Annotated in this window: 10 protein-coding genes; 2 read left to right on the top strand and 8 right to left on the bottom strand. The window is 40.8% G+C overall.

From position 1 onward, the window contains the following. Positions 1 to 780 precede the first annotated feature (780 nt). Positions 781 to 1,557 carry an AraC family transcriptional regulator gene (locus tag VN447_RS05625; RefSeq protein WP_325523687.1) on the bottom strand — a complete coding sequence of 259 codons (777 nt, stop codon included), beginning with the start codon at positions 1,555 to 1,557 and terminating at the stop codon, positions 781 to 783. Between the two features lie 5 nt (positions 1,558 to 1,562). Further along, a complete protein-coding gene (locus VN447_RS05620; protein ID WP_325523685.1) occupies positions 1,563 to 2,159 on the bottom strand; it encodes a LysE family translocator in 597 nt (198 codons plus the stop codon). A 332-nt stretch (positions 2,160 to 2,491) separates the two neighbouring features. Between VN447_RS05620 and VN447_RS05615 the strand changes: the two genes are divergently transcribed. Next, positions 2,492 to 2,896, top strand: a complete 405-nt coding sequence (locus VN447_RS05615; protein WP_325523683.1) for a hypothetical protein — start codon at positions 2,492 to 2,494, stop codon at positions 2,894 to 2,896. Positions 2,897 to 3,916: 1,020 nt separating this feature from the next. Here VN447_RS05615 and VN447_RS05610 read toward each other — a convergent pair. The 3 genes from VN447_RS05610 to VN447_RS05600 are packed head-to-tail and all read right to left on the bottom strand — an operon-like array spanning position 3,917 to position 6,591. Next, the gene (locus tag VN447_RS05610) at positions 3,917 to 4,225 is read right to left on the bottom strand and encodes a hypothetical protein (protein ID WP_325523681.1); all 309 of its coding nucleotides are present in this window, start codon (positions 4,223 to 4,225) and stop codon (positions 3,917 to 3,919) included. Then, complete coding sequence (locus VN447_RS05605) at positions 4,180 to 4,872, bottom strand: ATP-dependent metallopeptidase FtsH/Yme1/Tma family protein (protein WP_325523679.1); 693 nt, start codon at positions 4,870 to 4,872, stop codon at positions 4,180 to 4,182. Before VN447_RS05605 ends, VN447_RS05610 begins: the two co-directional genes overlap by 46 nt. A gap of 36 nt (positions 4,873 to 4,908) precedes the next feature. Then, entirely contained in the window at positions 4,909 to 6,591 is a 1,683-nt protein-coding gene (locus VN447_RS05600) for an MDR family MFS transporter (RefSeq protein ID WP_325523677.1), read from the bottom strand. 135 nt (positions 6,592 to 6,726) lie between these two features. Here VN447_RS05600 and VN447_RS05595 point away from each other — a divergent pair, with 135 nt between their 5' ends. After that, the gene (locus VN447_RS05595; protein ID WP_325523675.1) at positions 6,727 to 7,533 is read left to right on the top strand and encodes a diadenylate cyclase; all 807 of its coding nucleotides are present in this window, start codon (positions 6,727 to 6,729) and stop codon (positions 7,531 to 7,533) included. Positions 7,534 to 7,648: 115 nt separating this feature from the next. Here the strand turns inward: VN447_RS05595 and VN447_RS05590 are convergent, their stop codons facing one another. The 3 genes from VN447_RS05590 to VN447_RS05580 all read right to left on the bottom strand — a co-directional run bounded on the left by VN447_RS05590 (position 7,649) and on the right by VN447_RS05580 (position 11,458). Next, a complete protein-coding gene (locus VN447_RS05590) occupies positions 7,649 to 9,427 on the bottom strand; it encodes a carbon starvation protein A (RefSeq protein WP_325523689.1) in 1,779 nt (592 codons plus the stop codon). A gap of 28 nt (positions 9,428 to 9,455) precedes the next feature. Next, a complete protein-coding gene (locus VN447_RS05585; protein WP_325523673.1) occupies positions 9,456 to 9,707 on the bottom strand; it encodes a DUF362 domain-containing protein in 252 nt (83 codons plus the stop codon). A 299-nt stretch (positions 9,708 to 10,006) separates the two neighbouring features. Then, complete coding sequence (locus VN447_RS05580) at positions 10,007 to 11,458, bottom strand: catalase (RefSeq protein WP_325523671.1); 1,452 nt, start codon at positions 11,456 to 11,458, stop codon at positions 10,007 to 10,009. Between the last annotated feature and the right edge of the window lie 190 nt (positions 11,459 to 11,648).

Genomic DNA, 11,648 nt, shown 5'->3' with positions numbered 1-11,648 from the left:
ATATAAAATCGATTATCGAAAAATGAAGCTGGTTTCAATTTCTGTTCACTCAGAGATTGAAACCAGCTTCCCCTCTATCACTTCGTGCCTTCATTCTATTTATTGATTCCCAATATATTACATTTTCATGTTTTCTATAATAATGTTACTTTAACGAACATAGCATCAATGGCACGTACTATAGCCGCAACTAAAAAATATCGGTTTATCGTTTCTTCCGCAGCACTAACTTTCTCACTATTTTATTTTCATTATAACAACTTCTCAATATCGGTTTTCATTGCCAACGGCGAAGTAGTGGGCTCATAACGCCCCACGACATCTCATTATTGATACCTCTAAGCATTAAATGGTATATCCCAGTTCTACTTTTCTCTCGAGCCAGCCTTGGCATATGAATCCACCTCAAGACTAGTATCGCATCTTACTTTTTCAGGGACAATGTACCTATCCCCGTGTCCCTTGAAACTACCGGCCTTGAGTCGGATTTTAGTGCTGACTGACTTTATTTACTGTCGGACTGCAAACCAATTTGCGAAATAATCTTGACGGTACCACGGTACCAGCTAGCGGGTATCAATCTCGCAACTAGATTCTAGGCAAATAATTATAAGCCAAAAAGGCCGTGTTGAAACATAAAATTTCAACACGGCCTTTTTCTTCATTTATCTATTATATTATCATTAATTTACTGTAACATTCAGTTTTTACCATGTTTAAAGTTCATCCCACTAAGTGTAACTACAAGCTTAGTATCAAAGTCCATTTTATACCTGTTCTCTAATTTAAATGTGATTTATATTCAAACGCTGTAATTCCATAGATTCTTTTAAAATGCTTATTTAAATGAGATAAGTCAACAAAACCACATTCTGCTATAGCCGAGTAAATATCTTTGTTTTTTTCTAGTAACTGCTTTGCACGATTTACCTTGCAAAATATAAAATATTGATATGGTGAAATTCCAGTATTAGCTTTAAATAACCTGATAAACTGAAACTTTGACATGGCAAGCTCTTTGCAAATTTCATCAAGACTCAGTACATCTTCTAATTTAGAATAAATAATTTCCTTTGCTTTTTTAATTAGTTTATTATCTTTTTTGTAATCTGTGCAAATATTAGTTGGATTAAAGTTATCTACGAGGGATAGGAGCAACTCACTACACAAGGCTTCATCTTCTTCACTTAGTATTGCACTTGAAAGATTTAAGATACTATTCTTAAGAGCTTGATTATAGACAATTGGGGATGCAAAACGAACTAGATCTCTTTTTCCAAGTATATCCAAAAATAGCATTGGCTCAATATATAGCATAACATAATCAATACCTGTACTATCATGTGCCCTACCGTCATGTATCTGTTCAGGATTAAAGAGCATAACCCCATTCTCATATGATGAATGGAAACTGCCATCTAAATTATACTGTTGAATGCCGCGCAGAGTTACACCTAATGCGTATTCCTTATGACAATGCTTTTTATATGTGAAATCAGTAAAACTAGCTGATAGCGCAGTAATGGCTGATGATTTTTTATATATGAATTTTTCCATATCCATCACCTCCTCATAAACTCAACTAATCCCGAACCCATTATAGCAGAATAGATTAAAAAAAGTGACATACTTACATTAACTGGCCTTTGATACTTCAGCAGGAATTCCTTGAAAATCGCCCCGAAAAGAACCCAAGTAACAAATGCTAAAAAGCCAATAGCGGTAATAATTGCAACAAATATTGCTAATATATGGGGTTCATTGTAGTATGGCATAACAAAGCTCGGGATTACCGTCATTGTAAACAACACTACCTTGGGATTTACAAACTGCATAATAAAACCTGATCTAAAAGTAGCAACTTGTTTTACAGTTGATCCTGATGTATCCATTTTATATATCTGATAAGCCAAATACAATATATAAAGGCTTCCAATTATCTGCATTATAATCAAAATTTTGGGTATTACGACCACAAGCACAGTATTTAATATAGCGGAGATGGCAAGTAAGGCACCAAAGGCAATCGTTGCTCCATATGTGTATTCCATAGCTTTTTTTATTCCAAAACCATGCACCGTAGACAATATAACAATATTGGTAGGTCCAGGTGTAAATGTTACAATAATGCAGTATATTAAAAAAGATGTAATGTTCATGATATAAACTCCTCGTAAGTTATTATCACGAATTATACATCTAAAAAAATAAGTACGTATAGTATATTATTGCAAGGCTGCAAGCTTAATAAGAATTAGTTGAGCTAAACAATTTCACCGTAAAAAAAGCAAAGCTATAAAAAACGAAGATTCATGGAGGAAATTAATCCTATTTTGCGTATGGATTTAGTATTTTGCTTTAATAACGTCAGACTTGCCTTTTTCTATATATAGTTTAGAAAATGAAACTTTTCCAGCCATAAACTAAGTGGTATATTACTCAAAGATATAGAAATACTGCTGGTTTTGTGCGCTAGGGAGAGGGAACTAAGATGAATAGAGCAATAATCACACTCATGTGTTTAGGGTTGACGATCGATAGAGGTTCAAATAGCTCGATTGAACGGCTATTTGGTGATTATATACAAGAAGGACGCGCAGTCTTGCGAAATACATCAAAGAAAGTGGCAGCTGCGTTCAGCGATCAGAATTGTTACCAGTGCGGTTGCTGCTGTAAGGAAATGCCTTGCATATATGGAAAATGGGATGAAGCCACTCATCAATGTTCATATTTGGAGGTAGCAGAGGAGTCTTCCCAATACAATACATATCGCTGCTCACAATATGACACAATTATTCGCGAAGAATCTTCTAAGAAATATCCGATGTTTGGAGGCGGTTGCGGACGGCCTTTACTAAACCCAGATCGGGATAAAATTAAACAGTATAAGAGCTAACAGACTCAAGGGGACGGGTAGTTATCTTGGTCGAATGTCCTAAGCGCTTACTTATAAAAAGCACCCCGTAGGATGCTTAGCTGCTACAATTTATTTAAGTTCTATCTTCAGTTCATAATAGTCTTCAAATTTGCCCAGAATCCCATTCAGCGCGTTCTCAACATTAGCAAGAGTTACAGTAAGAGGGTCATTTGTATTAGCCAAATGGAGATCGAACCCAAATATTTGTCTGTCATTAACAGTATAGGCTTTATTTTTACTAACGTTAAGATTTGAAATTACTTTGTTTTGAAATAATCTGTGAGCCATTTCTTTATACAATTCCGTATTTGTACTAACTGGCTCTTTTGTAACGATTTCAACAGAAAATATTGTGAACGCTGCATTACACGAAGTACACATTGTTTAACACTTCCTCATATTATTTTTTGAAAAACACAAGAACCCCCTGAGCTGAGCTTACAAAGCATTGTTGTGATGATATTTACATTCTAACACGAATGATAATCATTTTCAATAATTTTATGGCGACTCAGATACAAGGGGACGGTTATTGTGAAAACAACTATGCTTGAATACTAAAAAAAGTGCACAACAAAATAAGCCTACTAGCTAGGCAAAAATTGATAAAAAGGTACTATAAACTATTGAATATCGATAATTGAGTGCGGTATAGTTAAGTTAGCTATTATGTAGTGGTGGCGATGAGTATGTCTTTAAGGCAATTATTGAGTCTTAGAACTCGCCAGATTGTAACAGCTTGTAAATAAGCGTTAGAATCTTTCTCGCCACCGCAATAATAGCTTTCTTTTTGCCCAATTTTCCTTGATGTGACCAGAACCACAGCGCAAATGAACTGTTTCGTACTCGTACAGCTGCCCAACCAGCAACCGGCCTCATATGAAAAGATGTGGCCGGTGTCCATCTTTCTGGCGTCACTGGTTAGCCGGTTGCGCCGAGTACTTTGCAGGTTGTCCGGAATCCATTTCGCGTCCGGTATAGGCAAGGGAGTTAACAAACTTAAACTTCTAGATTAGGCATTGAACTTATAATACTGGTAAGCTGATCTCCTGAAATTACTTCCTTATCTTTTAGAAACTTTGCTACTTCATGCAAAACCTCAAGATGTTCTGTTAAAATTTGCCTGGCTGTAGTTTGGGCTTCATTTAATAACCGGTGAATTTCTTCATCAATATGTGCAATGGTAGCAGGACTCAGATCCTCTCGGCCTGAGATACCGCTTCTTAAGTAGGCCCCGGTAGCATGAGCATAACGAACAGGACCTAGCTTGGGGGACATCCCGAACTCAGTAACCATGCGCCGTGCCATTTCGGTAGCTCGTTCCAGGTCATTCGAAGCATGCCTGTTCCAGGTGAGCCGGCAAGAAGCACCCCTTTAGGCAGCCTAGCCCCCATTCGACTGAACTTCTCCGGATTTTTCAGGTATTCAATGATTTCCCGTAGTTCAATTTCCGCTTCGCCAACCCCACCGACATCGCTGAATTTAATACCAATCATTTCCCCTTGAATCTCATGAGCTTTACTTTTCCCCAGAGACATAGCGTTAGGGCCACCCCCGCCCATCCGCTTAAAAATGAAATACCAGATTAAGAGTAAAGGTAACAGGGGCAGAATCCACCCTAATAAGGTTGAAAGTAAGCTTTTCGTTGGCGCCTGAGCAGAAAAAGCTACCCCTGATGCAATCAGACGATCAATTAGGTCAGGATCGCTGACTGCTACAACATTAGCGACAGTTTCTTTTTGAGTTTCCGTAGCTTTCAATATAAAGACAATACGGTCACCGCTCAAAATGACCTTATTAATTTTATGTTCATTTAAGTCCTGGAGAAAAACATCATAGCTAACTTCTGTTTCGCGAATAATGAACGGTTTATAAACCAAATCGTTAAATAGCCAGGTTGCCAGAATGGCTATGATAAGATACCAGGCAGAAAAACTCCATTGTTTTTTATCCATATTATCCTTCCTTTTGTTGTTGTAATTCCAGCCTGGTTACTTTTTTTGCTTGGGTTGGTCCCCATCAATAAGGTCGGGAACGAGCTCAGCAGCTAATTCGATTTCTGAAGCCAGACCGTCAGCATATAAGGTTACACCGGCTTGTTCAGCCATCGATGACCTTTCGGCTTTGTTATTAATCTTCGCGCCGCCCATCAGCAGGCTGACAAGTATAGCGGCAATTGAGACGATCATAGCTACCCAAAAGACGATATGGAGCGAATCTGCCAGGGCATTTTTAAGTGCCGGCAACAAAAGCTGTTGCATATTGAGCGTCATCATGTGAAGAGCTTCCGGGCTAAGCAAAATGTTGAATAAACTGCGGGGATCGACTTGAGCTCTTGCCAGCATGTCTGCCGTTGAACCGGTTGTCGCTAATGGTGTATTTTGGACAGCAGGAAAAAATTCTTGTTGCATTACGTTGACTGAATAACCATTAAAAATTGCACCAAGTATTGTAATGCCCATAGTTCCGCCGATACTGCGGAAAAACTGAGTAGCGGAAGTTGCCACCCCGCGTTGCTCTGGTCCAAAAGCGCTTTGCACGGCGAGGGTAAGAACAGGTGTTACTGTACCGATGCCAGCACCCAGGATAATGATATATAGCATGGCTGTAAACTGTGTGGTATTCACTGTCATAGTACTCAGCAGAAAGAACGCAAATGACATTAACGTCATCCCTGCTATATACATCGACCGAAAGGTAATCTTAGTTGCCAAACGCCCAACGATGACACTTGTGAGCATCATTGAGATCATCATAGGTAACATCGTGTTACCTGAACTGGTCGCGCTTATGCCAAGCACTCCCTGAAAAAATAAGGGTAAAAACATAGTCGAACCAAACATGCCTAAGCCCATTAAAAATCCAACAATGTTAGAAACCGTGAAAATCCTGTTCTTAAATAACTCCAGACTCAGTACCGGCTCGACAGACCTGTTTTCGAAATTAATAAATAATATCCAGGATATCAGCGATACTCCCATCAGACTAAGGATCTGCCATGATAGCCACGGGTATTCCGTACCGCCGAGATTTAATCCTAACAATAGCCCTACAGTTCCGGTAATCAGTGTTATGGAGCCTGCATAATCGATGACTACTTTCTCAGTCAGTATCTTTTCGTTCTTTAACCCAAGGTATATCGTAATTGTGGCTAAAATTCCAATAGGTAAATTTATGTAGAATACCCACTTCCACGATGAATAATCAACAATCCAGCCCCCAATAGTTGGGCCGATTACTGATGCCAATCCAAATAAGGCCCCCATAATTCCTTGCCATTTCCCACGTTCCTCGGGAGTAAATATATCTCCTACAATCGTCATGGCTAAGGGCATCATGATACCACCACCAATACCTTGAAACGCCCGATAGATAATTAATTGTGGCATATTGTTACTAGTTCCACAAAGAATAGAGCCCGTCATGAATATTATTAGCCCGCTAATATAGATCAATCGACGGCCATATAGGTCTGCAAGTTTGCCGGCTATCGGTACTATTGTTGTCGACGTCAGCATATAAGCCGTAGTTACCCATGTCATAATGCTTAACCCGCCAAGTTCACCAATAATTCTTGGCATAGCGGTTCCAACTACAGTCTGGTTTAGCGAAGAAAAAAACATTGCCAATAACAATCCTGCCACAAGCGTTGTCCGTTGGCTCTCGGTAGACACAGTGCGATGACGCCTCCTTTTGACTTTATTATCATCTACATAATAGTAAAAATTATTATGCTGGTAACCTCCAGCACTTATTACTTCCTTAGCAATCCGAGGGTAATCCGCAGAATATCTAGGAGGTTGTTCTGCTTGGATATAATAAGCTATTTCTTCGGCAGGTATACTATAATCATAGTAGCTGTAGTCATCCTTAGTACAGGAGGATTATCCATGACAGAATGCCAATTAGACGAGAAGAGGAAAAAGCATCTTAGAGATAGATTAGAGGAAATCTCGATAAAGACTAGGGACATCGTCGATACTTTAGATAATAAAGAAGGTTGCCTATTATGTGAGATCACAACTATTAAAGCTCTCGCCCTTGAGTTAGATGAATTGGCTTCTTTTTATCACTTCCAAGCATCCTTCTTGCCGAAGATAATGGGAATGGATGAAATATCCAATGCCATCACAGAACTGTCAGCAAAAGGGTATGGCGCTTTGATAGCGGTAGAACAGAATGACAGTCTGGAATCGTACATAATCGCCTGTAACACTACCGGTACTTATATCGGCGCAGAGGTCTCGGCATTACTATTGGAATCAATTTTCTTTCCAGGAAATCCTTTACATGATGGCGCTGTAATCGTTAGGGATGGACGAATAGCATCTGCAGGCTGTGTACTCCCGCTATCCGCAGAGAAGTATACTAAGGAGGGAAAAAAGATTGGAACCCGCCACCGTGCCGCGCTTGGCCTAAGCGAATGTACCGACGCCCTTATACTCGTTGTCTCCGAGGAGACAAGAAGGGTGTCCGTAGTTCAGCATGGTGTTTTGCATCCTATTGGGATTAATATGTGTGAACACAGCCAGTCTCTATATACACCAGAATTTCAGTCCTGTGATGTAGATGAACATCTGAATATTAAACTATTCGCAGGAGAAAATAATAATTAAAGAACTGTTCCTGACTTTAATTAGGGAAAGACGAATATAAAAACTCCGCAGACCTGATCTACGGAGTTTTGAATTTCTTTATGGTCGTCCGGAAGGACTCGAACCACGGGTGCGGTCACTTTGGCTTCGCCTGCTGTATAAATTTATACCACTTAAAACTGGAGTCTACCACCGTTATTACGACAGCAGTAATCATTAGCGCCATCAAAACAGCATTAACCAGCATCCCTTTGGGCAGATATGTGTTAAGAATGGACATACTCCCGGCAGTAACTGTTGTGATAAACAGGACAATCATGGGCAGAAATGTTACTAGTGAATAGGTCGTGCTTTTCGTCTTCTTCAATATAATCGTTGTACCTATACACAGGGCGAGCGTTGCCAGCAATTGGTTCGCAACACCAAAGATTGGCCATATGGTTGAGATATTTCCACCATAGAGTAAGTACCCCCAAACAAAAGATACTACTGCACCGGTGAAAATAACACCCGGCCACCAGTTAACCCTCTCAAATGGTTTATAAACTTTTCCGAATAAATCTTGTACGATGTATCGTGCGACCCTTGTCCCTGCATCAATGGTTGTCAAAATAAACAATGCTTCAAACATAATGGCAAATTGATACCAGTAAGACATTAAATGCTTCAACCCGGGAATACCTGCAAAAATAGAAGCCATCCCGACAGCAAGAGACACCGCTCCCCCAGGACGATGAGCGACATCCTCCCCAACCATAGCCGACAATTGAGGCAAGTCAACTACTGTATAACCCATGGCAGCAAGGCTAGGAAAGACGGCAGCTGAGGTGTTAATGGCAAAATAGTCCCCTGGATGTAAGGATGTGGCAGCAATAAGTGCCATAACAGCGACAAAGCATTCGGTCAACATGGCACCATAACCGATTATCAGAATGTCTCGCTCATTATCCACTAACTTAGGAGTAGTACCGGAACCAATTAAAGCGTGGAAGCCGGAGACTGCACCACAAGCAATGGTAATCATCAGAAAGGGCCAGACGGGTCCGGGAATAACCGGGCCGCCACCAGCAGTAAATACCGTAAATGCTGGCATTTGAATTTCAGGTCTCACAATAAATATACCCAAGGCAAGGCCTGCGATTGTTCCAATTTTTAAGTAAGAACTAAGATAGTCGCGCGGTGCTAAAAGAAACCATACTGGCAGCGTCGCTGCAATAAATCCATACGCTGGCAACAGCAGTTTGAGCTGTATTTCTGAAAAGATAAACAATGATGCCCACGCAGAGGCTTTAACAACTGGACCAAGCACGACTCCCCCCAATATCAGAACGGTGCCAATAATCGAAGCTTCGCCAATATGGCCCGGTCGGAGATAACGCATGTACACGCCGATAAACATCGCAATGGGGATTGTCGCTGTTACCGTAAAGGTTCCCCAGGCATTTTTAAAAAGCGCATTTACAATAACAATAGCAAGCCCCGCCATAGTCATAAGAATAATAACAAGAACCGCGAAACTAGCTGCCGCGCCAGTCGTTTGTCCGACCTCATCTTTTGCAATTTCAGCAAGGGACCGTCCCTTATGGCGAATTGACGCAAAAAGTACCACCATGTCATGAACACCGCCCGCTAGAACGGCTCCGATGAGCAGCCAGAGAAAACCTGGGACATAACCATACTGAGCAGCTAATGTAGGTCCAACTAGAGGTCCGGCACCAGCAATTGCAGCAAAATGATGCCCAAATACCACCCATTTGTTAGTAGGTATATAATCACGTCCATCATTGAGCTCATGGGCCGGAGTTTGGCGGTTCGCATCAATCGTCAAAATTTTGGCTGCAATAAAACAGCCATAGTATCGATATGCCAAGACTAGTACAAGAATAGTAATAATAATTAGTGTTAGCGCATTCATCATTTTCCTCCATTTACCTTAGCTTGTCTCAAGGTATAGGCCACGCCCCACCGCCGAAAAAGGAGTCTGCCTCGCGGTTAATACTGCGATACGGATCAGTTTCATGTACGATGGCGTTCGTTGGACATACTTCGGTGCAAATGCCACAGCCTGTACACAAGTTATCGTCTATACCGTATTTCTGTTCATCAGCATAGATTGCGCCTTCAGGGCAGGCTTCCACGCAACGATTGCAACTTTCGCATTTATTTGTAATAAAGTATTTGATTAACTCCGCCATGAGCGTCCTCCCCTCCTTGGTAATTAGTATTATATAAAATCCCTATAAATATGCTTTCTTGGGAAGTGTCAAGGGAGTGTCAAGGGGACGGGGGTATTGACATAGTGTTCATTGTCACCAACCCCGTCCCCTTGACATTAATTACTAGCCGTATGAATCACCGGTGGACACAAATTCTAAATCCATTGTTCCGTACAGGTTGCGCATCACCGATAACAACAAATCCTTGTATAATATCTAATCCCTAACTGACAACGACAGTATTGGCAACCTGTATTCTCAAAACCACGCCACCATATTTATATGATCAAATTTATTCCCTGTGCTATTCTGCTGCCAAATTCACTATCTGTCCGCAAAAAATGTTCAATCATTCTCCTTTGAATAGGCTCATAAGCTTGACTTAAACTTTCTACGATATTAGAAACCAAATGTTTCCTTTCCAGCACAGACATAGTCCGATATCTACACCTGGCTTGACAATAATTGTCGCCTGCTACTTCCTGCCGAGCTACACTACCTGAAACAAATTTCTGAGCGGGTTTCCCTTTCTCAGGTGCTTCCATAGGCATCCCACCACCTAATGTATTGGGTAAATAATTGACAACGCCTTGGTTATACAGGGTTTGCATGGCTCCATCCTGCATCATATTTTCAACCGATCTTCTAGGCATATTTGTTGGAAGCTCTAAATAATTGACACCGATACGGTATCTTTGGGTATCTCCATAGGGAAAGATACGGCCTTGTAGAATTCTATCATTCGAAAAATCTATTCCCGGTACAATAGCAGCCGGAGAAAAGGCTGACTGCTCGACTTCAACAAAAAAATTCTCAGGATTTTTATTTAGCACCATTCTACCTACCGGCATTAATGGAAATAAGTTCTCCGGCCAAATTTTAGTGGGGTCCAAGGGATCAAATGGCTGCTCGCATTCAGCTTCAACGTTCATTATTTGTACACGCATTTCGAATTCAACAGTATGCCCTGCAGCAATGGTATCGAACAAATCCCTGCTCGCTATGTCAGGGTCTGTGCCCGCAAGTTGAACTGCTGTCTTGCTGTCTATGTATTCAACCCCTACACAGGGTTCCCAGTGATACTTAACATATACCTCTTCCCCGCACAAATTAACCCACGAATATGTGTTAACTCCATACCCTTGGATTGTTCTATAGCTTTTGACAGTCCCATTATCCGCAAACAGATAGGTAAGAAAATTCATAGACTCCGGCCTTAACGACATGAAATCCCAGAACCGACTGGCTGCTACCGGCCCTCCCCGGACATTAGTAACCGGGTCTGGTTTTAAAGCATGAAAAAGATCCGGAAACTGAATGGGATCTCTAATAGGAAACACAGGAATATGGTTGCCAACAAGATCGTAATTACCTTCTTCTGTATAAAATTTCACAGCAAATCCTCTGATATCCCGCACTGTGTCTACGCCACCAACAGAGCTGCCTGCTATCGAAAACCTAACAAAAACAGGTGTTTTCTTTTCAGGATCTTGTAGGAAATTTGCCTTGGTCAATGAAGCCATTGATTGATAGGGTATAAAAAAACCAAAAGCTCCGGCTCCTTTAGCATGTACTACTCTTTCAGGAATTCTCTCCCTGTCAAAATGTGAAATCTTTTCTAGGAAAACTATATCCTCAAGTAATATTGGACCCCTTTCACCTACACTTAATGAATTTTGATCATCGGTAACAGGAGCTCCCTGGTTGCTGGTAAGATAGCGTTTCGCCATGATCAGTCTCCTCCTAAATCATAAATCCTATTATGATTTATATTAATTTTAGAATTACTTATGAATAGATTGAGACCACCGACGAGATTAATGATGACCTACGAGAGCTTCACTCTGTAACACTTGTCTTTGCCTTCATAAATGAACGAAGACATTAACAAGCGAAGAAAACAATCTGTTTTTTATTTTA

Source organism: Sporomusa sp. (genome assembly GCF_035561155.1).
GTDB lineage: Bacteria > Bacillota > Negativicutes > Sporomusales > Sporomusaceae > Sporomusa.
Note: the sequence above shows the minus strand (reverse complement) of the source record. Positions and strands in the feature narration are given on the sequence as shown.

Bases quoted from the DNA above. Each gene is read 5' to 3' on its own strand.
- VN447_RS05620 (WP_325523685.1), bottom strand. From the start codon at position 2,159: ATGAACATTACATCTTTTTTAATATACTGCATTATTGTAACATTTACA.
- VN447_RS05605 (WP_325523679.1), bottom strand. From the start codon at position 4,872: ATGGATAAAAAACAATGGAGTTTTTCTGCCTGGTATCTTATCATAGCC.
- VN447_RS05590 (WP_325523689.1), bottom strand. From the start codon at position 9,427: ATGAATGCGCTAACACTAATTATTATTACTATTCTTGTACTAGTCTTG.
- VN447_RS05610 (WP_325523681.1), bottom strand. From the start codon at position 4,225: ATGGCACGGCGCATGGTTACTGAGTTCGGGATGTCCCCCAAGCTAGGT.
- VN447_RS05580 (WP_325523671.1), bottom strand. From the start codon at position 11,458: ATGGCGAAACGCTATCTTACCAGCAACCAGGGAGCTCCTGTTACCGAT.
- VN447_RS05585 (WP_325523673.1), bottom strand. From the start codon at position 9,707: ATGGCGGAGTTAATCAAATACTTTATTACAAATAAATGCGAAAGTTGC.
- VN447_RS05615 (WP_325523683.1), top strand. From the start codon at position 2,492: ATGAATAGAGCAATAATCACACTCATGTGTTTAGGGTTGACGATCGAT.
- VN447_RS05625 (WP_325523687.1), bottom strand. From the start codon at position 1,557: ATGGAAAAATTCATATATAAAAAATCATCAGCCATTACTGCGCTATCA.